This is a genomic window from Prosthecobacter sp. Pr1, assembly GCF_057652315.1.
This window is the reverse complement of record NZ_JBYFBS010000022.1, coordinates 42354-68462: the sequence shown is the minus strand read 5'-3', so window position 1 is coordinate 68462 and position 26109 is coordinate 42354. Positions and strand designations below refer to the sequence as shown.

Sequence of the window (26109 nt, the reverse complement as noted above, 5' to 3'; positions counted from 1 at the left end):
AACTGATCTTCATAGGCAAATTCATCTGCGCGATAACTTTGGTCTCCTGTGAGTTTACTCAGGAACTTTGGTTGTTCAGTTCCAGCGCGGTACCGCAGGAAAAAATAAGATGCCAAATAAGATGCCAGGCATTTAGTGTATGATGAATGTGCAAGTCATTCATTCACAATTCAAAAAGCAGGTTGGATCCGCCGGGGTATGGCGCGTGACAGGGGCTGAATGCAGCTTCTGGGAGTTGGGGAGGCCGGGCCGCGAGGTGGCGGAGCGATCATTGCGGCATGCTTTCACGCGGCAAGGATCGCCACTTGTAGCGAGCATGGATATCTATCCATCAATGGCTTATGTCGATAGACTTACAAAATGCCTGGCATCTTCTCTCACAACCTGGCATTTTCTCTCATAAACCACGATTCAGGCTGTTAACTGAGTGCCATTCATGCAGGACATCTTGTTCAGCATTTGCTCTTTTGAGAGTTAACTACATGGTCTGTTGCTTCGGGCAGCGCCTGCTGCTGGTAAGCCTCGATCGCCTCTCTACGTACTTCTTCCGCTTTGGGATGGAATTTTCCAAAGCGTAGTTTGTCCACAGCTTTCTGGCCAGCTATATGGGCATTAAACTCACTTGCTGTAATGGGTCGGCTTTTCATTGGTTCTGGTGTTGATGGTATCCCACAAAGCTTTATTGACAACGGATAGTTGGGGCTGCGAAGGCGTCTTGCTTGCTATCTCTACAGGTACTGATTGTGTGTTATCATAAATATTGGCGCTATCAGCTATGTCGGCATATTCCTTCACGGCAGAATTGAATCTGTCATGCGCCGATTTAAGCACGGATGCAGGCACCCACCGTCCGCTGTCTTTTGCACGCAAGAAAGCACGAGTGATCCCTTCACGCGGATCGATGGTAACTCCGACGAGATGTGTGTTATAACCACGCGCTTTCCAGGCGGCGAGGAGTTTGCGGGTCTTAGGCACATTGGCGAGTGTTGCATCGTAAACTATGTTGTAACGTGGTCCGTTCGCTGACATGGCGCGCTCAAGAAGAGCTTTGCTAATTGTGCTGGATTCTTCATGCACCACATCGGCCGCACGCCCGTCCCCTGTCGCTTTGACGGCATCATATTCCGGTATGAGTTCCTTAATGTCATCGGCATTAATTTCAACTGCTCCATGAGTATTCAAATCGCCACGCTCGTGCAAAAAGTGCAAGATGGTTGACTTTCCAGCGCCGCCGCCGCCACCACTGACATAGATAGTTGGGCGAACTCCCGGAGCCAGTGGTGCAGCTCTATGTATGATGTAGTTCATGATGGCAGCATGCAACACGGAACGTGGAACTGCCTTGCCCGCAGGTAGCAGCCCCGCTTGGACTAAATGATGATCGGCAGGTAGGATGGCCGTGTCTTTCTCATGCGTCGGTTGTAGTAAGTCATGACCATCCGGCAACGTATGCGGCATATTGGGGAAGCCTTGCTCGTCCCAGCCATGCGGCCAGTTTTTGAAGGCCTCTTTCAGGCGCGGATCCGTGTGTTCAGGATGCGATCCGGAACGATGAGGAACTGCAGGCGCTGTGCCGCTTTGAGGAAGACCTGATGAGGTCGAAGCCTGAGTGGAGGCTGGAAGTGCCAAAGGCGGCTGGCCACTACTGCTTGCCCCACCGTTTGTCGGGCTTCCACCATGAGGAACCGGCTGCTGTTGTGGCGCAGCGGGGGGCCTTGAGCTGCCCAAGCCGTCGCTGACGGAAGCGCGGGGTGCATCGGGATTCGCTGTGCTGGGGCCGTTGATGGTGGTGCCGATGGCATTCGCCGGCTGCGCTGGGGCTGCGGGTGGTGGTGCGTCTGCGGACGCGCTTTGAGTATGGCTGCTGGGGCCGTCGCCTCCGGCCATGACGAGGTCTTGGGGATTGGAGGTGTCGCGGCTGCCTTCGGGCAGTGGGCTGTTGCGGTCGCCGGGCTGGGCGGGAGTGTTGCGGTCGCGGACGCGGAGGGCGTTGTCATAGATGTCCTGCTCATGGGGGTTGAGCTTGCGCTTGGCGGCGATTTTTCCGAGGTTCTCCACCCGCTTTTTTGCGAGGTCGATGTGTTCGGGGTGTGTGGTATCCTCTGGTATTCGGTTGCCGTGGCCGACCGGAGGCGCGGTGACGCCGTTGGTGGTGTGGGTGCCGCTGCCGGGGGCGGGGGTGTCACCGGAGCTGGCTGTGGAGGTGGTGCTGCCGGTGGCTGTCGTGCCGGTGGTGTTTCCCGTGCCTGCATGGCTGCTGGTGGCGGTTGAGCTGCCTGTGGGCGGGGTGACGCCGTGGGTGGTGGAGGTGTCTCCGGGCGGGAGGCTGCCGCTGCTGGACTGGGTGGTGGTGGCGGGGGCTGTCTGTGGCTCAGGCTTGGGAGCTGTGCCGGGCCAGGGTCTTGCCAGCATGGCTTTGGCCTTTGCCAGGGCCGTGAGCTCGGTGGAATGAAGATCGCGGGGCATGGGCAGTTTGCTGAGGGCTTTCTGCTTGGCCTCCAGATTGGTGACCTGCGTGCGGGCGAGGATGTTTTCGGCATGGTGCAGATTGATCTGCTCGTCCTTGGTGAGTGCGCCGTTTTTCTCCTTGGCCTTGAGACGATCGATGGTGTCGAGCACCTGGCCGCCGTTTTCCATCGTCATGACCGGGCCGGCTGAGGCCGCCTCCTTGGAGGGTTCCATGCCGGGAGGTGCAGCGGCGGTGCTTGGGGTGGTAGTATCTGGTATTCCGGCGGGTGAAGATGGGGTGGTGCCGGGCTTTTGCGGTGGCTGGCTGTCCGGGGCGGCGGGTTGGGGTGGCTTGCCGGAGCCGGAAGCGTCCAGGGTGGTAGGTTGTGGTATTGTTTGCTGTGAAGAAGGGGCGGCGGTGGCTGCGCGGCGTTCGACCTCAATGGGGGTGATGGGCACGCGGGGGCCTGGCGGCGGTGGCGGTGAGCCGGGCGGTGGCGGGGTGACTTCGAGGCCTTCGGCATCCACGGTGGTGAATGTCACCGGCCCGTCGCGCTGCTGGGCGGGGTCCACATAGCCGGAGGGGGAAGGTTCTGTGGGGGGGGATGCGCTGTTCTGGCCGCCGTTCTTTTTGTCGGCCATGGCTTGCACGCCGCCGCCGAGGAGGGCGGAGGTGAGGGCGCTCTGGGGGAACTGCTCGGCGTAGCTGGTGGCGGCCTGCTCGAAGGTTTTCCCCTTGTGCATCTCGGTGAGGATGTGGTTGAACCCGCCGTCGATGGCCTCCTGGCTGATCTCTTCCGCGCCGCCTTTGATGGCGGACTTGACCGCGGCGCCGAAGCTCTTTCTGGCGGCCTCCTGGGCGGCGGGGTTGTTCAGGGCCTGGGCGCCGCCGGGCATGATCTTGCTGAGCGCGAGGCCGACGGCTCCGCTGGCGATGGCGGCGCCGGCGGCTTTTTTGTGCGCTTCTTCAATGCTGTCTCCGGCCTTGATGTGGGTCTGAAGGAGGTCTGTGTAGGTGCTGCCTGCGCCCTGGGCCGCGCCGAGGAGGAGGCCTGCGGTGCCGCCGGTGGCGACGGTGACGCCGATGCTGGGGACGGCCTGGATCAGGTTGCTGGCGACACGGCCGACCGGGCCGTCGACGGTGCCGGTGAGCTCGTGAGGCTGGGTGAGGGCCTGATTTTGCGCGGCCATGGCTGCGGCGGCTTCGCTGGCTGCCTCCCCGCCCACATTCACACCGGTGATGTCCTGGAAGGTGTTTCCGGCAAGGGCTGCGGCGCCGAGAACGCCGGAGACGACCTGGCCGCCGCCGGCGACGAGCGCGGTGCTGACGTTGTCCATGAACTTGCGCACGCCGCTGCGGTTCTTCATGGCATCGAGGTAGATCTGGGTCTTCTCGTTGTCGGTGTACGGGCGCACGCTGCCGTCCGGCATTTTCTGGGAGAAGTGGCCGGCCTGGGTGTTTTTGGTGAGCCACTCATTGTAGTCCTCCACGCCGGGGAGGGTCTTGCTGGCCTTGAGCGTTTCAGTGGCCCGGGTGAGCCAGGCGTCATGCTGGGCGGGCCAGCTCTTGAGCGCGGCTGCTTTGGCCTCCGGGCTGGCGTTGCTGTCCTGGATGGCTTTTTCAAACCTGGCCTTGTCATCGGTGAGGGCGGGATTCACCACGAGGCTGCCGTCTGTGAGCGTGCGGGTGGAGTCCTGATCATGGCCGGAGAAGCCGCTGCCGCGCAGGAAGGCATTGGCCATGCCGCTCTGCTGATCGTGGCCCTCCTGCGTGAGCGGGGTGGCGAAGTCCGTGCGGCGCTGGTCTTCCATGGCCCGGCGCACGTCGTCTTCGCTCATGCCGAGTTCTTTGGCTTTGGCCTGCACCTGGGCATCGCGCTGGGGATCGCCTTTTTCCATCCAGCTTTTGAAGCTGGGCTTGCCCGCAGGGGCTTTGGTGTCCTGGTACATCTGCTGCAGCCCGGCGCTCTGCTTTTGGGCGGTCTCGAGGGCATCGCGCTGGGCGTAGGAGCCGAAGCCGCTGTTGAACTTGTTGTTTAAAAAGTTGGCGTCCTGCACGGAGAGGCGGCCTTCGTTGCGCAGTTTCTGGATGCCCTCCGGGGAGAGGCCTGCGGCTGTGAGGGCGGCGTCTGCGCCTCTGCGGTCTTTGGCGGCGGCGGTGGCCTGCTGGCCTTTGGCGATGAGGGCGCTGCGCTCCGCCTCGGTAAGCGGGGTGCCTTTGCCGAGGTAAATGGGGGCGCTGCCGGGGGTGCTGCGGGCGGCGAGATCCTGCGCGGCCTGGCTGTACCTGCCGTCCGGCCCGGGGAGGAGGGTGATGCGGCCGGTCTGCCCATCCATGGTGGCAAAGGGCTGGCCGGGGCTGCCATCGGCCGATTTGCGGGAGAGGCTGTAGCCGCCGCCGGCACCGGGCGTGACGTGTACGTTTTCAGGGTCTGTGATGCCAAAGGTGCCCTGCGCGGTGGCGCGTGCGGCGTCTGCCTGATTGACGGGGCTCCACCCGCCCTGCTTCATTTCCGGGGCGTGCATGAGCATGTCATGCAATGTCATGGTATTTCCTGCTCCTGCTGTCCGGCCATGGTTCCCAAAGGCGCTCTGCGCGGCGGCGAGGGTGCGCTGGTTGTACTGGGAGGTGAGGGCGCTGCGCATGGCGGCGGCGGTGGCGGGGTCTTTCTTTTCCGCCTCGGCGATGAGGTCCGCGTCTGTATGGCGGGTGTCTCCCCGCGTGTGGCGGGAGTCTTTGCGCCACTGCTCATCCTCGGGGTGCTCCGCGGCGGAGGCTTTGTACTGGTCGATCTCCGCCTGGCGTGCGCGCTGATCGCGGACGAGGTTTTGGTAGTGATCATCGTGCTGCTTTTGCAGGGTCTGCACCTCGGAGGTCAGCTGGTTATGGGCGTCAAAGGCGCCCATGAGTTCGTCGTAGTTGGCCTGGCGCTCTGCATCGGTGGCGTTGCCGGGGTTGTCGTATTTCTGCTTGGCGGCGTCCATGCGCTGCTGGGCGGCGGCGGCCTGCGCCTGCTTTTCCTGCAGCTGGCGGGAGAGGGCTGCGCCCTGCGTGAGCAGCTTTTCGCGTGCTTCATTGCGCGCCTTTTCGCGCGGGGCGATGCCGGCCTGCGCGGCGGCGTTTTTGTCATAGCCCAGCTCGCGCCGGGTGCCGTCCGGGGCGGTGGTGAAGCGTCTGCCGTCTTGGGGATCGATCTGAAAGAGCGGCGCCTTGCTGTCCTCCGGCACGCGGACGTATTTGCCATTCACCTGAAAGCTGTAGCTGGCATTGCCGGCGTCGTCGGTGATGCGGCGCATGTCCTGCACGCCGATGTGGTGCACCTTGCCGTGGTCATCGCGGTAGGGGATGGTGGTGCCCTTTTTCGCGTCATCGGTGAAGGTGGGCTGGATGAAGCCAGTCTGGTAGAGATCTCCGCTCTTGTCCGGATGCTGCACGACCTTGCCGTCTTGGATGACTTTGCCGTTTGCGATGTCGCTCTGCATCTTGACTGCGGCGGCGGCGTCTCCGCGTCCATGGGCGGAAATGCCACGCGGCTGGGCCTGCGATGCTGTGGCTGCGGCACGCCCTGCGGGTGCTGTCGGAGCGGCCGGTGCCGTTGGGGCTGCCGGTGCCGTTGAGGCTGCCGGTGGAGTCGTGCCGCTGGGCTGTGGGGCTGCAGCAGGCTGCTGGACTGCGGCTGGTGCGGGAGGCGGTGTGCCATTGGGCTGCTGGCCTGCGGCCGGGGTGGAAGGTGGAGGCGTGCCTGCGGGCCGAGGCGCTGCGGCGGCTGGCTGGCCTGTGGCTGGGGTTTGAGCCGATGCGGCAGGCTGCTGCCCTGCGGCTGGAGCCGTGGGTGTCTGCTGCTGCTGCTGCGGCTGCTGCGCGGTCTTTCCAGCGGAGGCTGCCTCTGGACCCAGGGGAATGAGGGGGGAACTGGCCGCGCCGCTGCTGGCGGGATTCTGTGCAGGCAGTCCATTGAGCCAAGGGGGCAGGGTGGCAAGCTGTGCTGCCGCAGCGGAGTTTGGTGCGGCTGAAGGATTGCCAACAGGCGTCGTCGTGTTGGCAGCGGTAGGCTTGGAAACAGGCGTCGTCGTGCTGGCAGCGGTAGGCGGTGTGCCGGCAGCGGAAGGCTTGGAAACAGGCGGCGGTGTGTTGGCAGCGGGTGGCGCGGCAGCGGGTGGTGCGGCAGCGGGTGGTGCGGCAGCGGGTGGTGCGGCAGCGGGTGGTGCGGCAGCGGGTGGTGCGGCAGCGGGTGGTGCGGCAGCGGGTGGTGTGGCAGCGGGTGCTTGCGCGGCTTTCTTGGCGAGCAGGGCCGGGTCTGGCTTTTCCGGGTCAGTCTCGAGACTTTTCTTCCCTCCCATCAGGAGGGGGCGTGTGGCGAGGGGAAGAGAATAAATAGCCATGGGTAGGAGCAGTGAGTTTTTCCGTGTCAGCGGGGGTCGTGTTCAGAGGTCAGTTTTCAGCCCGCATGCCGGGGCGGGTCCGTGGCTGCGCAGGCGCATGGCCGTCGCGTGGTCCGGGCTGTGCCGCCCGTGCGCGGGGGCATGCGGCAGCGGCATCCCTGCAGGCCGGGCGCTGTACTGCGGCTCCTGCGCGCGGCGGGGTTCAGCGCACGGAGTCCGTGGCCCGCAGGGCGCCGCGTGCCGCCCCTGCGCAGGCAGGCTGGCCGGATGCCTCAGGCGGGCAGTGGCGCAGGGAAGGGGGCGGCGGAGAGATGAAGAGGAACGCATGTGAAGTGCATGGCCGCAGGGCGGCGGTGGCACCTTCCGAGTTCTTCACAGCGTCAGGTTGTTTGAAAGATCTGAAAAGGATTGGGCCGTGATTTGGGAATGCAAGTGGAAAATGTGTTGTAGTGGTAGATGATGGTATTCAAGTGTGGTGGGGACGGCTGGCTGCCGGGGCTGGCGTAGGACATTCAGCTTTCGACGGATGGTGGATCAGGGCGCCTCAGCCGCATGGCAGCAGTGCGCAGCAGGGAGGTAACATGATCTGTCGAAATCCTCACAACTTGTCCTTTGGACTGTTCTGCGATAAACAGCCGCAGACATCATCAGGACGGTCGCATGCCTGCCGAAGTTGTTGCTGAAACTGACCACGACACGCGTTCGTCAGTACTTTGGCAGAGTGATCAGGGACAAACGCCGAGGGACGGAGGCGTTTCAGACAGTCCGAAGGACTGCCCCGCAGGGGTGAACCTGCGTGGAGCAGGTGAATCAACTACTCCGAGGGGGGGCTAGGTGCTGGCATGTTCAGTTAGACGTAGGTTAACTTGGTTCCGCCAACAGCGTTGCCGTTTCAGGGAGAGAGCATCGGTCACAAAGCTGAACGCCGACCGATTTCTCTTTTTGAGGCGGCTTCAATCATAGGAGCATTCATCACCGAGCAGCTGTCCTGACTTTATTATTCAAATAGGCTGGCACGTCCCGCGCTATTGGTTGGCGCGTGGGTTCATTTGTCAGTCCTTCGCGCCCGGTGGCATTTCGAAGTCCCAGGTGTCATTTTTGCTGTATGTTTTGGTCCAGCCTTCAGGAAACGCTTCATTGAGGACGCGCGTGGCCACGGTGTCGCAGGTGATGTGAGTGCCTTGATGCCAAGGAGTTCTGCGCTTTAATATCGGGAGGATGCCATCTTCAAACCCTGGGCCGGTGCCGGTCCAGTTGTCTCCGTCGAATGACATTGTCCAGACGTCCGCTTTGGCTTCAAATTTTCCGGTATGGGGCAGGCTCATGGTTGTTGCAGGGTTTGGACGACAAAATCAAAATATTCCGAGTCATTGACATAAAACTCAACAGGGTTGCGTTCCTGGCCCTGAAAACTCATCCTAACTCCTCAGCCTTTCATCCAGGATGGGGGCAATTCGTCGAGTTCGCCACGATAGCTAGAGGTTTTCGTCCAGCCTTCTGGAAACACTCTGTCGAGCACGCGTTTAGCTACGCTATCCACAAAGATATGAGTGCCTTGGTGCCAGGGGGTTTCGTCGATCAATCTCGGGAGAATGCCATCTTCAAATCCCGGTCCCGTTCCTGTCCATGTAACGCCATCAAAGGCGAGGGTCCATACATCTGCTTTTGCCTCAAATTTTGTGGTATAGGGGGGAGTCATGGATGTGGGTGTTGAAGAGTTTTTATGACGAACTCAAAGTATTCAGGGTCATTGACGTAAAATTCGACTGGGTTGCGGTGAAGGCGTTCGATGCCCATGGTCAGGATCTCTGTGCCATCGCTTCCTGGATAGATTCTACCCATGTAATGTTCGCCGCCAAGTTCTTCAAATCGATCCTTGTAAACCGTCGTGTCTTCGTGGTCGGGATTGCCTGTCAGATCTTCGAGTGATTGCGGACCCTCATTTCCGGCACGTAGTTTGAGAAACTCCAGGCAAGCCTTCAGCACACGTGGGTTCTGCTCCTCGATGCCATGGACGATTTCGTGCATAACGTGGCTCGGTGATGTCAGACTATTGATTAGCACCATGCCATGCAAGTAGCCCGCTCGGTTACGATTGAAATCCACCACGCCGACGGTGGGCAGCAGGCTGGCGTGGGTGTACATCTGCGTGAGTTCCGCTCCCGCCTGCGCCTTGGCCGCCGTCGTCGGTGTGACGTGAGTCAGAACAACTTTTCCTCGGACTGCCTCCGGGACCATGACATGATCTCGAGTCTTCTCTGCGAGCTTCGCAATTTCTTCTTTCAGGTGGGATCTCTTTTGCTCAAGCAACTGCTTCTTCGCGAGATCACCCTGCTTAACAGCGGCGTTCATCCCTGCTTCCACCGACTTTAAATCCTTCGCCAATGTCTTCCAATGGTCTGTGTGTGCATCCAGCGCGGTCTTGATGGTGCTCAGAGCATGAGGGGCTGTCTGGCCGGGAATTCCCTGTGCCTGCTGGCTTGTGGGAGAGGATTTCGGCTTCGGTGCTTGGGTCACATATCCAGACGCCGCTTGCACATTTGCGCCGAGCAAGTCTTCAATATGCCGACCTATCGTTTGGGCATCCATTCCGACGAATTGCTTGGCGAGAGTCGGAATGTGGTACTTGATGGATTTGTCTGGGTTCAGCCACATCCCACTGCTATACCCATTGGGTCCAGCGGATTCATGGAGATGAGCCTGGAGTCCCGGAAACTTCCCGGAGAGGCCGCCGATGGCAGCACGCACATGATTTTGGAGCTGCAGTGATGGCAAGGTTGCGCCGGATGACGACATCTGCGACAGCCCGAGACCGGGTGAGGAAGAGCCGGGGTTTGGCGGAGGCGAAGACAGTGAGTCCTTGAATTGTGGTGACTGGTTGGGGGAGGCCTGCAGCTGCGGTTCAGGTGCCTGCCCGGGAAGTCTTCCATCCGCCGTCTTGCCGGTGGTCCCAAGGTCCGCGCCGCTGAAATTGCTGGGGGAGGCTTGGGGCTGGTGGGAAGTGGTATTACCTGCGGGGCTGGAGTTGCCTTGATTTCCCCCGGGGCCGGGTCTGGCGAGGATGACCTGGGCATCTGCCAGGGCCTTGGCGGTGGTGGGGTGAAGTTTTCCGCCGCGCTTCTCAATGCCGGCCTGCTGATTGAGGATGTTTTGCTCGGTTCTCCTGGCGAAGGTTTTTTCTGCGGCATCCAGCGTCTGCCGCTGGTCCGGGCTCAAAGGGCCTTTTTGGGCCTTGAGCTTGTCGGCGGTGTTGCGTGCCTCGATTGCTTCTTCGAATGTGGGCACTCGGGAGGGAGGCGTTTGCGGTTGTTGGCCCGAGCCCGGTTCGCTCTTAGTGGTAGATTGTGGTATTGAAGGTTGTGATGGTTGGCTGCTAGTGGCCGGGGTTTGCGATGGCGAACCGGGGGTGCGTGCTGGCGCGGTCGTCAGCGCTCCCTTTAATGGTCGAGGCGGCCTGTTGAATTACGGCTGCAATCCGAGACTCTGCAGAGCCTTTACTCTATCGGCATGGCTGTCGAAGTAGAAATGAACGTCAATGGGATGAATGCTACCGTCCGTGCCTAAAACTGCATTGTTGGTATGCAGATCGATGACATCCACCTGGCCAAGGTCAGGATGCGGAAGGATGAATGATCCGCTTTGACCGTACGGTGAAGGGTCAATGAACCCTTGGTTGACCAGTCCTGCCTTGAGCTGAGGCCAAGTCGGATGTGTGCCCTTCACAAAAGGCTGCGAGGTGATGACATGCAGACGTCCAAGATGCTGATAAAAGCCCTCTATCCGGATGTCGTCACCAAAGAAGTGATTGGCAAGTTGCTGGTCTGTGAGATAATCGTAGATGGACTCGGTGGCGATGGCGTGCGCATCAAGGTCTTTAAGAACCCGGCCTGCATCAATAACATGAGACACGCGATGCTCGCTGCCGCCCTTCATCTTGTGCTGGTCCATGTAGGAGCGCACACCTTCAGCGTCCAGCATGAGGCCGGATTTACGTGCAAAGCGCGTCAGCGCGTCGGTTTCATGGTTGCTTGTAGTTGGCGAACTGCTTCCAGCGTCATAGGTCCCTGAGTGGCCAACTGTTTCTGCCGCGCTTCGCGCAAGGCCTTGATGATCTCCGAAGGTGGCGTGGGCTTTTTGGAGGGCGTCTTGTCCATGTAAGTAATAGTCTCCTAGTAGGGGTTTATTGTCAAGAAATCTGGGGTCTCCTTTATTGGAGTTTGTGGTAGAGTTATCATGAGGACGATCCTTGTTGAAATCACCGTTGCCGTTTGTTGCATCATTTGGTGGGCTTGTGCCTGGCGAAGGAAATGACTGCTGCGGTTGCGGCACGCCGGGTGTGCCTGCATTGGAGCTGTCATTGACCGAAGCGCGGGGCGTATCTGGATTTGTGGTGCTGGGGCCGTTGATCGTGGAGCCGATGGCATTTGCAGGCTGCGCTGGGGCAGCGGGTGGTGGTGCGTCTGCGGCAGCGCTTTGAGTCTGGCTGATGGGGGTGTCGCCACCGGCCATGACGAGGTCTTGGGGATTGGGGCTGTTGCGGTCGCCGGGCTGGGCGGGGGCGTTGCGGTGGCGGACGCGGAGGGCGTTGTCATGGATGCCCTGCTCATGGGGGTTGAGCTTGCGCTTGGCGGCGATTTTTCCAAGGTTCTCCACCCGCCTGGTTGCGAGGTCGATGTGCTCCGGGTGTGTGGTATCCTCTGGTATTCGGTTGCCATAGCCGACCGGAGGCGCTGCAACGCCGTTGGTGGTGTGGGTGCTGCCGCCGGGGGAGGTGGTGGCACCGGAACTGGCTGTGACGGTGGTGCCGTCAGCGTTGGCCGTGCTGGTGCGGGTGCCTGTGGAGATGCCTGCGGGCGGTGTGACGCCTTGGGTGGTGGCGGTGTCTGCGGGTGGGAGGGGGGCGCTGGAACTCGCCGTGGAGGAGGTGGTTTTGTCTGGGGTGCCGACGCTGTCCGGGTTTCCCTCAGGGCGGGGCGGGCCAGGGTGGCGCGGGCGACCTCCAGCGCCTTCGCGGTGGTGGGGTGAAGTTTCCCTCCGCGCTTCTCAATGCCGGCCTGCTGCTTGAGGATGTTGTCCTCGGTTCTCCTGGCGAAGGTTTTTTCTGCGGCATCCAGCGTCTGCTGCTGATCCGGGCTGAGAGGGCCCTTCTGGGCCTTGAGCTTGTCGATGGTCTCCTTGGCCGTGCCGGCTTCTTCGAATGTGGGCACGGGGAGGGCGGCGGGCGGAGTTGACGATGGCTGGCTGTTGTTGGCTGTGGTTGACGGTTGCTGAGCTGAGCCGGTGGTGTTTGGCGTGGTAGCATCTGGTATTGGATGCTGTGAGGCAGGGGCGGCCACGGCGGCGGCGCTGTGCTGCTGCGGGGCTGGTGGCAGGGCTGGGGGAGTGGCGGCGGTCTGGCTCGGAGGACGGCGTACGGTGGATTCGCCAGCGGCGGGGATGGCCTCTCCGCCTCCGCCGACCAAGGAGGTGACGATGGCGTTTTCAGGGATCTGCTTGATGTAGTCTCCCACCGCCTGCTGCACGCTGTGGCCGGTGCCGACGGCTTTGGCGATGGCTGAGACGAGCCCGTCTGCGGTTTCTTCGATGTTCTCCTTGAGCGCGCCTTTGGTGAAGTCTCCGCCGAGGTGGCCGAGCTGCTGCATGCGGGAGGTGAAGACCTGGGTGATGGCGGCTTTGGCTTCCGCCGGGCGGGTGAGCAGGCGCTGCACACCCTGGGAGCCGCCCAGGGTGGTGAGGGCGGCGGTGGCGAGGCCGGAGACGATGGCGGGTGCCTGCGCTGCGTGCAGCGCCTGCTCATGGCTGAGCTCCGGGTGCTCACTGCGGAGGGTGTTGTAGATGTCTGTGATCTGGGAGCCGTAGGTCTGTGCGCCGCCCATGGCTGCGGAGCCTGCCAGGCCGGCGCGGGTCAGAGTTTCGATGGCTTTGACGGCCTGGGCGGGTGTGGCGGCTCCCTGAATGGTGGCCCCGAGCGCGGGCAACAAACGCTGCCCGATGCTGGTGGCGGCAAACATGCGCGTGCCGCCCTGGATGAGCTTTGCCGCACGTGAGGCGGGGATGAGCGAGGGCAGCAGGCGGGGCAGCTGGGAGAATACTGCGCGGGAGAGCATGCCGTGGCTTTCGGTCGCATCGAGGTGCTTGGTGATTCCATACGCGTGGGCCCTGCGCGTGAGCTGGGCGGCGAGATCCATGGCACCCTGGCTGCCGGTGAGTCCGCCGATGAACCCTGCGGCCTGCTGGCCGACTTCGTTCGTGCCTTCGGCCAGGGAGCGGCTGATCTCTTTGAGCTTGGAGGCGAAGGGGGAGGCTGCGGCGTCGGTCTTGAGCTTTTCGGCAAAGCGCATGGCCCACTCCTGCTCTGGCACGTCCGGCGGGCGCTGGCTGGCGAAGTCTTTCCAGTCTTGAATGTGCTCTGTGCCAAAGGTGTCGGCGATTTCCTGGATGTTATCGAGCACGTTCTGGCCGGCGGCCTGTCGTATTTCGGGGTAGCGCTGCAGTGCGGCTGCCTTGGCCTCCGGGCTGGCGGTGGAGGCTGCGATGGCGTCCTGGTATTCCTTTTCTCCTGTGATGGCAGGATTGACGATGATGGCGCCGTTGGTGAGGGTGCGGGTCTGGCGTTTGTCCTGGGTGCCGTTCCAGAGCTCCTTGGCTCCGGCGCCTAGAGCGTGGATGAAGCCTGAGATGGATTTGGACTCCTGGATTTTTTCGTGTTCGCGCGCATAGTCCTCGGGGGTCTTGGGCTTGTGATCCTGGGCGATGTGGTCATTCCAGTCGAGGTTTCGCATGTCCTCGATCAAGCTGTCGGCTTCCTCCGTGGGGATGCGGAGGGCTTCGGCGAGGTTCTTGGCGATGGTGGGGCGCACCGCGTTCTCTGCCTGTGTGTTCATGGCGGCTTTGAGGCCGGCGTAGGCGGACTGGGCTGCGGCCAGCTTTTGCTGGGACTGGGCGAGGATGGTGGAGGAGCGCTGGGCCAGATCCGCATGGAGGGCTTGTACGGCCTCAGGGGGCGGGCCTTGAGGGTGCCGGGACTGAAGCTCTGCGAGGCGGGATTTCGCCTCCTGATCCAGCGCCTTCAAGGCGGGGATGGCCTGGGCGTAGCCGGGGGTGGTACTGAGGCTGCTCTCCAGCCTGGCGGCAGCAGCGGCATCTGCCGCCTGCTGTGAGGGGGCGTCCGGCTTTGACTCATGCGCCTGCTGGCCTGCCTGGCTGGATTCTGCTCCGGCCTGGGTCTGCGCGGTGGGCTGATCTGTGGCAGCAGGGGAAATGGTAGCAGGAAGTGGTAATATATTTTGTGAAATGGTATTCAAATGCCGCTGCGGATCGGGCGTGGGCGTGGCAGGCGGAGGGGCTGGCAGCTGTTGAGATTGCGCGCTCTGCTGCGCGAGCACCTGTGGACCCGGCTGATTGACGGGCTGCGGCAGCGATGGCGCAGGCTGGGTGGGCGGCGGGGAAGAGACCTGCGGCGCAGGGGCGGCGGATGGGGGAGCTGCTGGCGCTGCTATTGGCTGGCGCTGAGCAGGATGGGCCAGCGGTGATAAGATGCGCGGGCGGGGACTGGCCTGTTCGGGAGGACGATAGGGGACCCTGACTGGCGGCTGAGGCTGGGGCAGTGCCTGCTCTGGCGGGCTGCCTGCGAGGGGCTGCTTTTTGCGCAGGTAGGTGGGGAGATCGAAAATGGATTTGGAGATGTCGAACATGGCGGATGCGTGGCCGCAGGGCGGCGGTGGCACCTTTCGTGTTCTTCACAGCGTCAGGTTGTTTCAGAGGGTCGGAAAAAGGATTGGGCCGTGATTTGGGAATGCAATGGGAAAATGTGTGGAGATGGTAGATGATGGTAATCAAGTATGGTGGGGACGGCGGCTGAGAAATGGGGCAGGCGTGGGCGGGATGCAGATGCGTGCAAGGCAGGCTCGTGCTTCGAGTTTCCGACGCCTTGCTTTTAAGGCATGTTTGTGGCAAACAGCCGCAGACATCATCAGGACGGTCGCATGCCTACCGAAGTTGTTGCCGAAACTGACCGCCCCATGCGTTCGTCAGCACTTTGGCAGAGTGATCAGGGAACGCACTCCGAGGAGGGCAAGGTGCTGGCATGTTCAGTTAGACGTAGGTTAACTTGGTTCCGCCAACAGCGTTGTCGTTTCAGGGAGAGAGCATCGGTCACAAAGCTGAACACCGACCGATTTCTCTTTTTGAGGCGGCTTCAATCATAGGAGCATTCATCACCGAGCAGCTGTCCTGACTTTATTTTGTAAATAGGCTGGCACATCCCGCGCTATTGGTTGGCTCGTGGGTTCATTGTCGATCTATGTTGGCTTTTTCATCCTCTGGCGTGAGGTCTTCGGCTTCCTGTTCTTTTCTCAGTTTCAGGGTGTTGCTCCATTCCTCCAGAAGGCCTTCGCGAAGCGATTCATCTTGCAAGCCCCATACAATATTTCCGATCAACTCAGGGCCTAGATAAAATTCAATCTCCAGGCCATGCTTGATGGAGAAACGCTCCAGCAGATGAATGAGCGCTGTGACCTCCTCGAAATGGCATTGGTCGACCTCATACGGCAAAGGTGGCCCCTGAAGTGCGGAATATACATCCAGATAGCCTCCTAAAGGATAGTCTTCTTCAGACGCGCCATCCACATTCTTCTCTGACAAAATTTCTTCATCTGCTGATTCGAGCTCAAAGAGCGCTGGCGGTGCGATCAGCCATTGCCGCGATTGCGCCAAAAGCTGTAGCGATTCTGCCAACTCAGGCAGAAATGTTTGCACATCAGTGGTCAGCACCACGAAAGAAAATTGATCTGTCGGATGGTCGGGGTCTACATCCATGTTCGTTTGCATTTGTTTAATGAGAAGGCGGTTTGGGCGGCTGCGATGGAGGGGGAGGACGGCAATGGATCAATCACATACGTTTAATGCCGCGATCCATGCGCTCAGTATAACCGAGTGCCATTCATGCCATAGCCTTATGAACTAACTCCATTTCCCGTGGAACTCAGCAGTCAAGACTTCAGCCCCTCGGCGGGGCTGCCTGCGGAGGGCCTGGATCTAAAAAGCGCATGGCCCATGACGATGATGGATAATAATATGGCGCTCCCATCAGTTCTGCAATGCAGTCTTTAGCCGAGCGCTTGCCTGAACGATAGTCATTTTTGATGGCTAAGGATTTGATGAAAAGCTCCTGTTTATCCACTGCTGATAATGGTCGATTAGTCTTCATGTCATTTCAAATGTTTCTTTTGCACCATTTGGTCAAGCGCTCCGGGGCATGGATATCCGCCGTCAGATATGTGGTAAAACTCTCTTTTAACGTCGTTGTCGGATGTTCAGTCTAGTTCATGGCATCAATCGATGACCTCATTTGGAAAGCAGGCATTCCAAAGCTCTGTGAGACGATTGTCCACTGCGTCTTGTGTCTCCAGTTTATCGTCGCTCGTCCAGCTTTCGTAAACTTCGGGCGTGATTAGACCGGGATTCTCTAATGCCTTGCGAAGCTGATCTTTGAAATCTCGTGCTCGGCTAGAAGATGGCCACGCGGCTTGGCACCATCTTGCAAGCTCATTAAACGCATAAGCTTCCACGTTGAGGTGAGAGGAAATCATTGATTCCAAGATAGATTTAGATCGATGAGAATTCATGGTTTATCGGGATACATGGTGTATAAGTTGTACTTTCTAGTTTGCGGATCATAGCGGTAAAGGGCAAAAACAGTTCCATTTTTTAGATCTGTCGGGACCCATCCCGTGGGATTTTTGGCGCTTCCTACACGAGAGCGCCCCCGGACATGTTTTTCATAGTCCGTCCCCAGTGCATCTTGGAGAGGAATTCTCACTACAATTTGATGTTCTGGTGCTTCAGGATGCGCTAGATTATGTTCTTTTGCATTCTTAAGGGCGTCGCGAAACTCAGAGCTTCCTTCCACAGCCTTAAGCGCCTGAACCATTGCTCTGTCACTCGTAAACTGTGTGGCGTGCCTCGAGTAACCATGATCTTCATCATGTACGCCATCTCTTTTTGTCTGGGTGATTGGATCAACTCCCCACATCGAACGATCACTGAGCTGTCCATCTGTCAGATTAGCTGAATGACGGCCTACTGCATGTCCCTCGGCTCTCATGCGATTCATGTTGGCCTCAATATCAGCCTCAGAAAGTGATATGGCTTCAGCATTAAAGTGATGGGGCGATGGATGAACAGGCTTGGCGCCCATGGGCGGATACCATTCATGATGCTGAGGATTCTGGTTGCCTGGAATGGATCCGCGTGGTCGCGGATCATACCCTGGCGGCGGCCCTTTTGGCAGTTCTGTGCCGTAAGGGGATGCGGCGAGGATTTCGCGGAATCTTTCCAGCTCCCTTTTTTGCGCAGGGGTGAGCGTGCCGTTGGCTTCAGCGGCAGCGAGATCGTTGACGCGCTGCTGGGCGATGGCGCGCTGGGCATGCGCCATTTGGTGGGCTTCATCGGCGCTGAGAGTGCCTGCGGCAGCCTTGCCTGAGAGATCCTGAATAGTCTTCCGTGCATCAGGGATCGTGGGCAGAGGGCCGCGATCACGGGGTGCAGGGCGCGCCAGCGTCGCCTGAGCCTTTGCCAAGGCTGCGGCAGTGGTTGGGTGTATTTTTTCGCCGCGTTTCTCCAGGGTGGCCTTCTGGGCGAGGATGTTGGCTTCGGTTCTTCTGGCAAAGGTTTTCTCCGCGGTGTCGAGTTCCTGCTGCTGCTCCAGGCTCAGCGGGGTTTTCTGGGCTTTGAGCTTTTCGATGGTCTGGCTGGCGGCGAAGGCTTCATCGAAGCTGGGAATCTCGTTATCAGTGGTAGATTCTGGTATTGTTTGCTCTGACGATGGCAGCTGCTTTGTTTCATCCAGGGGCTTTCCGTCCTCGGATGCATCGGCTTGGGTCTGTTCAGGGCTGTTCCTGGCATCCTGGCGCGTTTTCATGGCACCGCCGGCTCCGCCCATGAGGACGATGGCGCCGATGAGCTGGGGTGAGTTCTTGATGAAGTCGCCGACGACCTTGCCGAGGTCGGCGTCGTGATTGGTGGCCAGCGCGGACATCATCTGGCTGAAGAGCTCGTCTGGCAGCTCCTGGGGGATGTCTGCCAGGGCGTGCTTTGGCACATTGAGCAGGAGGTTTTTCCAAAATCCCTGGGCGGCGTCTTTGGCGGTCTGCGTGCCGGCCTTGGAGGCGAGGGCGGCCTCAAAGCCGGTGCGGCCGCCGGCTGCCGTGAGAAACGCGGTGGCAAGGCCGGATGCCAGCGCAAAGGGGGCGGTGGCCATCCATGCCTGGGCATGCGTCTTGCCCTCTTCGCGGAGTTGTCCGTAGGTTTCCGCGTACTGGAGGCCTGCGGTCTGGGCTCCGGAGATGGCGGACATGGTGCCCAGACCTCCGCCGAGCCCGCGTGTGAGGAGCAGTGAGGCGGCCATGGGGCCGATCATGCCGGCCACGTGGCCAAAGATGGCGGAGGTGGTTCCGGAATTTCCTCCTTCAGCGGCAATGGGGGCCAGGAAATCGCTGCCGCTCTTTGACCACTCGGCGGCTGTTTCGGAGGCGCCCGGGATGCCAGCCATGCCTGCCAGACCTGCGGCCATGGTTCCCATATTGCCAAAGCCGACGAGCAGATTGCGCAGGACATTGTCCGTGGCCTTGCTCCACAGTCCGCGTTGATTCATTTCCTTGAGGTACTCGTTGGCCTGCTCCGCCTCGGAGCCCTGGCGCGGCTTCTCGGACTGCCACTTCTGGAAGGAGGCGATGCCGGGGATCCACTGTGCGGCACGGGTGCTTCCGGCCTGCTTGAGGATGGGCAGCATGGCCTCTGCGTAGGCCTGCTGCAGGCGCGGCAGATCCGCCATGGCGCGGGCTTTCTCTGCCTCGCTGGCACCACTGGCGGCCACCACGGCGGCGTATTTTTTGTCGTTGTGGATGAACTCCGGGGCGACGTGCAGGCTGCCGTCAGACAGGACGGCAGAGCCGAAGCCCTCCCTTTTTGGAGTGCTTCCATCCCAGTCGTACTTTGCGTAGCGCCCGTCGTTCAGGTAGTGCAGCCTCTTCGCATCCCAATAGGCGCTGACATGGTCGTGATTGTTGGGATCGAGCCCCACTCTTTCCATCTGGGCTTTCCATTCGGCCTGCTTTTGCTCTTCGGTCTTGCCACGAGTTGCTGGCAGCTTGCTTTCACGGCTTGCGACGATTTTCGCCGCGCGCAGATTATCCGCACGCTCCTTTCTTTTAAACGCCTGGACCTTTTCCATCACGGGTGCCTGGCGTGCTTCTTTTTCCTTTTCGAGCTCCCGCATGCCGGCCTCGTAATGCGCATCGTGCTGAGGGTGCTTCTTCTCGAGGTCGGCACGGCGCTGCGCCATCTCGGCATCCAGTGCGCGCAGGGCCTTCGCATGCTCCGCCATGCCATTGGCTTCGAGTTCGGCCAGTTGGGCGTCCCGCTTCTGCCGGGCTGTATCCGCCTCCTCCTGGGCTGCGGCCTTGTTCACGGCATCGACGGCCTTGGGGTCCATTTCTTCCGAGCTCTGCGGCGCTGGGGTGGCGGCGGGTGGTGTCTGCGTCGGCGCGGCAGGAGGCTGCGATGGCGCGGGCTGGGTGGTCGACTGGGAAGGGCTTTGCGGTGCGGGAGGGGCAGGCGTGTTGGGAGACTGCGGTGCTGCGGCTTCTTTGAGGGCAGCCGCGACTTTGGGGTCTTCTTCGGTGCTTTGCGGTGCTGGGCTGGGGGTGGATGGTGTCTGCGGTGGCTGTGCAGGTGAGTGAGTCGACGCAGGTGTGGAGGGTGGCTGGGAAGGGCTCTGCGGAGTGGAGTCGGCGGGCTTGGTGGAGAGTTGCTGGCCTGGCGCTGCGGTGGCCGTGGGTGACTGGTCGCGGAGGGTGGACTCGGGGGCTGCGGCTTTCGGGTTTTCCTCGGTGCTCTGTGTGGCTGGGCTGGCAGTGGGTGGTGTCAGCGGCGGCTGTGCCGGTGACTGAAATGGCGCAGGCGCGGATGCTGGCTGGGTTTGGCTCTGCAGCGCAGGGAAGGCGTCTGAGTAAGCTGCTGCCGCTGCGTTTGGTCGGCGCAGAGAAGGATGGGCCAGGGCTCTGAAGATGAGCGGGATGGTGTTCCCCGGCGGGCGGGGACTGGCCTGTTCAGTGGGGCGATAGGGAACCTTCGCTGTCGGCTCAGGCTGGGGCTGAGACTGGGCCTGCTCTGGCGCGCTGCCTGCGAGGGGCAGCTTTTTGCGCGGGTAGGTGGGTGGATCGAAAAGAGATGGCGGAGTGTAGAACATGGCGGATGCGTGGCCGCAGGGCGGCGGTGGCACCTTCCGTGTTCTTCACAGCGTCAGGTTGTTTCAGAGGGTCGGCAAAAGCATTGGGCCGTGATTTGGGAATGCAACAGGGAAGTTTAAAAATGTTTTAATCTGGTGGGATGTGGTATTCATGGGCGGGCTTGGAATGCAGGATTTGGCGTGGGGTGCTGAATCCTGCCCGGGCCTATGGGATGGCGGTGAATGGGATGCATCACCCCTTTTATTGAGGCGTACGCAATGGGCCGACACGAATGGGATGCGTGTGAAATCTGGATGCGGGAGCTTTGAAACATACGGGGCACAGACCTGCGGCGGAATGGCGTGAAGACGCCCATTTTTCGCGCTGCGCGCTACGAAGGTCAGGCTTGCTGGTGAGCGCGGTGTGCCAAGAAAGCGATGGGTTTGCTTCCCGGGTCGTGCGGACAAACCCAGGGGAGCACTCGCTAAAGCTCGGCACCCCTGGGCTGAAATACGGAAGGCCGTTGGCCTTCAAGGCTGGAGCGTCAGTCTATGCGCAAGTCTCAATCATCAGAGGCCGGAACTGATCAGATTCAACGGTGGAAGTGACTCGGGCGCACTTGAACTCAAGGCGGGTAGAGTGTGGAAAAGAGACTATCAGGGGGCTGAAGCAGTTTGCACGAAATACGCTTCCAGATTCCGGCTAAAGCCGGGACTACAAAACATGCGCTGGCTGGTTGCAGATCTGGGGAGACGCGGGGCTTCCAGAACGGGCTGCGATCCCCAACTACGTACTCAGAAAAGCTGATGATATGTGATTCGGAAGGACAGACTGTGCCTCGCGGCTCAACCGCATTCCATAGAGGAGCGTTCTTGGTGGCTTCCGAGTGCGCGATCGGGGCATGAGGTTTGAACTGCGTCGCAGGACCAGTGCGAAGGGGGGGGCGGCGGTGAGAGGTGCGACGGAGTGAGACCCGTTGCGGCGCAACGGGTCAACTTTGGACGGCTGCCTCACAGCGGGTGACACATCATACCAGCGCATGCTGCACGCCGGTGGTGGCGAGGCGGGCGAGGGCGGCGGGGCCGACGGGTTCCTCGGGCTGCCAGGGGAGCCAGGCGGTGCGGGGGGAGTGGTGGGCGACGACTTCGTCTATGTAGCGGTGCTCGGAGTGGGCGCGGCTTTGGAGGAGGGGATCGCAGGTGTGGCTGTGGAGGAGGCTTTGATTGATGACCCACGCGAAGGGCTGGATGCGGGCGCGGCGGAGGTCTTCCTGCAAGGCGGCGGCCTCGTGCACGGGGGTGGCCTCCGGGAGGGTGACGAGGAGGATGTGGGTGTAGGCGGGATCGCGCAGGCGCTGGAGGAGGCGGAGGACTTCTTCGGGCTGGGTGCTGCGGGCCTGGCGCTCGAGCTCGCGCTGATAGGCTTCGCTGGCATCGAGCAGGAGAAGGGTGTGGCCGGTGGGGGCGGTGTCGAGCACAACGAAGCGGTGCGTGCCCTGGCCGACCTCCCGTGCGAAGGCGCGGAAGACGGCGATTTCTTCGGTGCAGGGGGAGCGGAGGTCTTCCTCCAATAGAGCGCGGCCTGCGGCATCCATGGCACTGGCTTGCGCCTGCATGACTTCGCTTTGATAGGTGGCGGTCTCGGCAGCGGGATCGATCTTGCTGAGGGTGAGGCCGGGCACCTGGCCGTGCAATGTCTGCGCGAGGTGCGCGGCGGGATCTGTGGTGCTGAGGTGGACGGCGTGGCCGCGCTGGGCGAGGAGGACGGCGATGGCGGCTGCGACGGTGGTCTTGCCGACGCCGCCTTTGCCCATGGTCATGATGACGCCGTGGCCCTGCTGCTCCAGGGTGGTGACGAGGCTCTCCAGGCTTTCCATCTGCGGGGGCGTCCAGCTTTGCGGCTGCGGCTTTGCGCCGGGGCTTTCATCGTTCTCAGGTGCTGCGGGTGCGAGGAGGATGCGGAGGCCGGGGATGCCGAGGATATTGATGGGGCGCAGGGGGACGGTGTAGCTGGGCATGCTGCGGATGAAGTCGTCTGCGGCGGCGAGTGCGGCGGCACCGCGCTGCTGCATGGCCTGGGCGGTGATGTCCTGGGGGCAGAGGGTTTCAAAGGTGCCATTGATGACGAGGCATTGATTTCCGACGCCGATGTCGCGGAGTTCTGCGGAGGTGCGCCGGGCCTCGCGCAGGGCGGCGGCCTGGGGGCGGCTGACGAGGACGAGGGTGGTGAGGGCGGCGTCTGCGAGGGTATGCACGGTGGCCTCGTAAATGACGCGCTGCTTTTCCAAACCGGCAAGGGGGCCGAGGCAGGAGGTGCCGCTGGTGTTGGTATCGAGAAACTGATCCCAGGCCTTGGCGAGGCTCATGAGGCGGAGGGTGTGGCCGGTGGGTGCGGTGTCGAAGATGACGTGATCGTAGTCGCGCGTGGCGGCGGGATCGCCGATGAGGCCGGAGAATTCATCGAAGGCGGCGATCTCGACGGTGCAGGAGCCGGAGAGCTGCTCCTCCATGCTGCGGAGGGCGGACTCGGGGAGGATGCCGCGCATGGGGCCGATGAGGCGCTCACGATACGCGGCGGCGGCGGCGACGGGATTGATATTGAGCGCGTACAGGCCGGGTGCACCGGGGATGGGCGTGGGGGCGCTGGTGAGGGTGGTCTCCAGGACTTCATCGAGATTGGACGCGGGATCTGTGCTGACGAGGAGGACGCGCTTGCCGGCCTCGGTGAGGCGGAGCGCGCAGGCGCAGGAGAGGGACGTCTTGCCGACGCCGCCTTTGCCGGTGAAGAAGAGGAAGCGCGTGGTGGTGGCGGCCGTGGGCTGGTAGAGGGGGAGGCTCATAATGTGGCGGCCTCCTCGTGTGGGAATGCTGCCTGGAACCACGCGGGGCGCTCGTCCTTGGTGGGGTAGCGGCCTTTGAGATGGAGCTGGCCATCCCAGAAGATGAGGGGCAGGACCTCGGTGCCTTCGGCGAGCATGAGGGCCTTCACGGCATCGTTCAACGCGAAGTCCCCTGGCTGCTGGCCGAGATTGTAGCGCTCGACCTTGATGCCTGCTTTGTGAAACTGCGCGAGCATGGCGGCGAAGTTCACGAGGTCGGGGTCGATGTTTGTGCCGCAGATGCCGGTGGAGCAGCACATGGGTGGATCGTAGACTTGGATGCTTTTCATGGGGAGAGGGGTGAAGATGCCTGCTGCGTGGGAAGATACCATGGGGTGGAGACCTCCCGTGGCCAAGGGAATACTATTTGGTGAATTCGCCAAGTAAATGGCGGCGAGTGTGCGGGGATTGTCTTTGAGCAGGGAGGAACGACGAATGCGCCGGGGAAGGACGTGCGCGGCGGAGGGAGCGGCAGGGCCGGGGCGCTGCGCAGGCTTATGCGGCTGCACTCCGGTGCGTGGAGGCGGCGCGAAACCAGGCGTGGCGCTCGTGCTGGTTGGGGTAGCGGCCTTTGAGGTGGAGCTCTCCATCCAAGAAGACCACCGGGAGGACGGCGGTGCCTTCTTTGATCATGAGAGCCTTCACGGTGTCATTTTGCGCAAAGGCCATGGGCTGCTGCGCGAGATTGAAGCGCTCGACGCGGATGCCGCTGATGCGGAACTGCAGGAGCATGTCGTCAAAGGTCACGAAGTTTGGATCCACATCGAAGCTGCTGGGGCCGGTGGTGAAGCGCATGGGCGGCTCAAAGACTTGGATGCTTTTCATGGGATGAAGTGGCGTGAGCGCGGCGCTGAGTGCGTGGTGGATTATGGGACAGGGTGGTATCCTGAATAAGGTGGTACGGTATGGGGTGGGGGCGTTAGGTAAATGTCGGAGACTGTGCGTGGATTGTCATGGGGGGTGGGCTTCAAGCCGGGACTGCCGCCGGGCTGAGTCAGTGTGACGGCGCGTGATTCGAACGCCCAAAAAGCAGCACAAACAGGCCGGACTCTGCGCAAAACGATGCCCATGGCGCGTTCATGCTGCGTGCTATCCTTTTCCTTCCCAATCCCCCACATGAAACCCGCCTGCTTTGTTTTGTTTTCTGCTCTGCTGCTAATCAGCGCTGCGCTGGTGCAGGCGGCGGCGGAGGTGCCGGGATCGGTGGGGGAGCTGTGGGCGGATTTTGATCCGCGCAGGGATGCGCTGGAGACGGAGGTGATCCGGGAGTGGAAGGAGGAGGGCGGGGTCTATAGGCAGGTGCGCTACTTCATTGGCAGCTTCAAAGGGAAGCCGGCGCGGATGGCGGCGATCTATGGGTTTCCTGACGGGGTGAAGGGGAAGGTGCCGGGGGTGATGCACATCCATGGCGGGGGACAGCGGGCGTCTCTGAGCGAGGTGAAGCTGCTGGTGGGGCGCGGGTATGCGGCGCTGTCCGTGAACTGGGGCGGTGACGGGGATGGGAAGCCGCCGTTTAACAGCATGGAGGGCGCGCAGCCGGGTGACCCGAACACGGACTGGGGCGCGGTGGATCCCACGCAGCTGAATGTGCCGGGCTACACCTCGATGCTGCCGGGGCCGAAGCAGTTCTACGAGGACCGTGAGCACCCGAAGAACAACAACTGGTATCTTCTAACATTGGGGTGCCGCCGGGGGCTGACGTTTCTGGAGCAGCAGCCGGAGGTGGATGCGCAGCGGCTAGGCGTGCATGGGTTTTCAATGGGAGGAAACCTGACGATGTATGTGGCGGGCAGCGATGACCGCGTGAAGGCGGCGGTGCCTGCGGTGGGCGGGCAGGGGTATCGCTGGGAGGCGCATGCGTTTGCGGGCGGGACGGCGCAGCAGGAGAAGATTGCGGGAGATGTGGAGGTGTTTCGGAAGACGCTGAGCTTTGAGAGCTATGCGCCGCACATTCAGTGCCCGGTGCTGCACCGGAGCGGGACGAATGATTTCCATGGCTGGATGGATGATGTGTATCGGACGAATGCGCTGATCGTGGGGCAGCCGACGCGGTACAGCTGGGCGCCGCATATGAATCATCGGCTGATCCCTGAGGTGGCGGTGGCGATGCCGCTGTGGTTTGACCATTTTCTCAAAGGAGGCCCGGCGCTGCCGGAGACGCCTGTGAGCGAGCTGGTGCTGAAGACGGCGGATGGGGGGCCGCTGCTGCGGGTGACGCCGGATGTGAATGTGATGCCTGATGTGAAGGTGACGCCTGAGGTGAAGGCGCTGCCTGTTTCACGCGTGGAGATTTACTACAGCGTGGATGCAGATCCGCGGGCGCGCTTCTGGCGCAGCGCGGAGGTGGTGAAGCAGGGGGCGGATTACACAGCGCTGCTGCCGCTGCATGCGGTGGATCTGCCGCTCTTTGCGTTTGCGAATGTGTATCACACGCTGCCGCAGGCGGTGTCCATGAAGGCGCTGCAGGGGAAGGGGGCTGAGGTGCGGGAGGTGTGCATCAGCAGTCTGTTGCGGCATGCGGAACCGGACGCGCTGCGTGCGGCGGGGACGGTGGCGACGGCGCGGACGAGTGCTGTGATGGATGATTTTTCCCACGGGCTGCGGGACTGGTATGTGCTGAATGCGGGGAATCTGACGCATCAGGAAATGTGGACGCGAAAGGTGACGGACCCGCTGTATCGTGCACCGGTGGGGGCGCGGCTGAAGCTCTCGATGAAGATGCCGAAGACGAACCGGCTGACCTTTGTGGTGCGGGAGAATGACTGGCGGAGCTATCGCGGTCCGCGCGCGAGCTACCTGTGCACGCGTGAGATCACTGGAAGCACGGAGGCGCAGAGCGTGGTGCTGGCTGCGTCTGACTTTGTGTCTGACAAGGGCGCGGTGCTGAAGGACTGGGCGCAGATGGATGAACTGGGGATCTGCGCACGTGTGCCGGGCACTGCGGCGAAGGATGCGGCGCTGTGGGATGGCGGCGCGGCGGAGTTTGTGCGGCTTGAATGGGAGTGAGAAACTGCGGGGGTGGGCGGCTTTGCCGTCAAGGCACTGCATACCACAAAGGACCAGTTGCAGTGCCATGGATAAGATTTTGTGAGAATCTTGCTTGACTCTTGAAAATCGGACCCAAGACTTCTCTCATGCAAGCCTGACCACAGCATGTGCTCTGCGGGATCT

Annotated in this window: 15 protein-coding genes; 1 reads left to right on the top strand and 14 read right to left on the bottom strand. The window is 61.5% G+C overall.

Annotated elements, in window-relative coordinates; translation table 11 throughout:
* Nucleotides 1–452 precede the first annotated feature (452 nt).
* From AC24GY_RS25705 to AC24GY_RS25640, 14 genes are all read right to left on the bottom strand, one after another.
* Nucleotides 453–647: a hypothetical protein gene (locus AC24GY_RS25705; RefSeq protein WP_487688884.1), complete on the bottom strand. Its 195-nt coding sequence runs from the start codon at nucleotides 645–647 to the stop codon at nucleotides 453–455.
* On the bottom strand, nucleotides 619–6831 hold the full coding sequence (locus tag AC24GY_RS25700; protein WP_487688881.1) for a zeta toxin family protein: 6213 nt from the start codon (nucleotides 6829–6831) through the stop codon (nucleotides 619–621). Before AC24GY_RS25700 ends, AC24GY_RS25705 begins: the two co-directional genes overlap by 29 nt.
* Nucleotides 6832–7883: 1052 nt before the next feature.
* The gene (locus tag AC24GY_RS25695; RefSeq protein WP_487688878.1) at nucleotides 7884–8156 is read right to left on the bottom strand and encodes a hypothetical protein; all 273 of its coding nucleotides are present in this window, start codon (nucleotides 8154–8156) and stop codon (nucleotides 7884–7886) included.
* Nucleotides 8157–8257: 101 nt separating this feature from the next.
* A complete protein-coding gene (locus AC24GY_RS25690; RefSeq protein ID WP_487688876.1) occupies nucleotides 8258–8530 on the bottom strand; it encodes a hypothetical protein in 273 nt (90 codons plus the stop codon).
* Complete coding sequence (locus tag AC24GY_RS25685) at nucleotides 8527–10047, bottom strand: hypothetical protein (RefSeq protein WP_487688873.1); 1521 nt, start codon at nucleotides 10045–10047, stop codon at nucleotides 8527–8529. The genes AC24GY_RS25690 and AC24GY_RS25685 overlap by 4 nt, the downstream gene beginning before the upstream one ends.
* A gap of 246 nt (nucleotides 10048–10293) precedes the next feature.
* The gene (locus AC24GY_RS25680; RefSeq protein ID WP_487688870.1) at nucleotides 10294–10809 is read right to left on the bottom strand and encodes a putative polyvalent protein kinase domain-containing protein; all 516 of its coding nucleotides are present in this window, start codon (nucleotides 10807–10809) and stop codon (nucleotides 10294–10296) included.
* Between the two features lie 26 nt (nucleotides 10810–10835).
* The gene (locus tag AC24GY_RS25675; protein WP_487688866.1) at nucleotides 10836–10985 is read right to left on the bottom strand and encodes a hypothetical protein; all 150 of its coding nucleotides are present in this window, start codon (nucleotides 10983–10985) and stop codon (nucleotides 10836–10838) included.
* Nucleotides 10986–11000: 15 nt separating this feature from the next.
* Nucleotides 11001–14525 (bottom strand): hypothetical protein, encoded by a 3525-nt coding sequence (locus AC24GY_RS25670; RefSeq protein WP_487688863.1) that lies wholly within the window; start codon nucleotides 14523–14525, stop codon nucleotides 11001–11003.
* A 595-nt stretch (nucleotides 14526–15120) separates the two neighbouring features.
* On the bottom strand, nucleotides 15121–15660 hold the full coding sequence (locus AC24GY_RS25665; RefSeq protein WP_487688860.1) for a hypothetical protein: 540 nt from the start codon (nucleotides 15658–15660) through the stop codon (nucleotides 15121–15123).
* A gap of 169 nt (nucleotides 15661–15829) precedes the next feature.
* Entirely contained in the window at nucleotides 15830–16039 is a 210-nt protein-coding gene (locus tag AC24GY_RS25660) for a hypothetical protein (RefSeq protein WP_487688858.1), read from the bottom strand.
* Between the two features lie 414 nt (nucleotides 16040–16453).
* The gene (locus AC24GY_RS25655; protein WP_487688855.1) at nucleotides 16454–20080 is read right to left on the bottom strand and encodes a hypothetical protein; all 3627 of its coding nucleotides are present in this window, start codon (nucleotides 20078–20080) and stop codon (nucleotides 16454–16456) included.
* 1007 nt (nucleotides 20081–21087) lie between these two features.
* Nucleotides 21088–22899: an arsenical pump-driving ATPase gene (arsA, locus tag AC24GY_RS25650; protein ID WP_487688853.1), complete on the bottom strand. Its 1812-nt coding sequence runs from the start codon at nucleotides 22897–22899 to the stop codon at nucleotides 21088–21090.
* Nucleotides 22896–23228 (bottom strand): arsenite efflux transporter metallochaperone ArsD, encoded by a 333-nt coding sequence (gene arsD, locus AC24GY_RS25645; RefSeq protein WP_487688851.1) that lies wholly within the window; start codon nucleotides 23226–23228, stop codon nucleotides 22896–22898. The genes arsA and arsD overlap by 4 nt, the downstream gene beginning before the upstream one ends.
* Before the next feature lie 205 nt (nucleotides 23229–23433).
* On the bottom strand, nucleotides 23434–23763 hold the full coding sequence (locus AC24GY_RS25640) for an arsenic metallochaperone ArsD family protein (RefSeq protein ID WP_487688848.1): 330 nt from the start codon (nucleotides 23761–23763) through the stop codon (nucleotides 23434–23436).
* Nucleotides 23764–24054: 291 nt separating this feature from the next.
* On the opposite strand from AC24GY_RS25640, the gene AC24GY_RS25635 reads away from it, so the two are divergent.
* A complete protein-coding gene (locus tag AC24GY_RS25635) occupies nucleotides 24055–25944 on the top strand; it encodes an alpha/beta hydrolase family protein (RefSeq protein ID WP_487688845.1) in 1890 nt (629 codons plus the stop codon).
* Nucleotides 25945–26109: the final 165 nt, after the last annotated feature.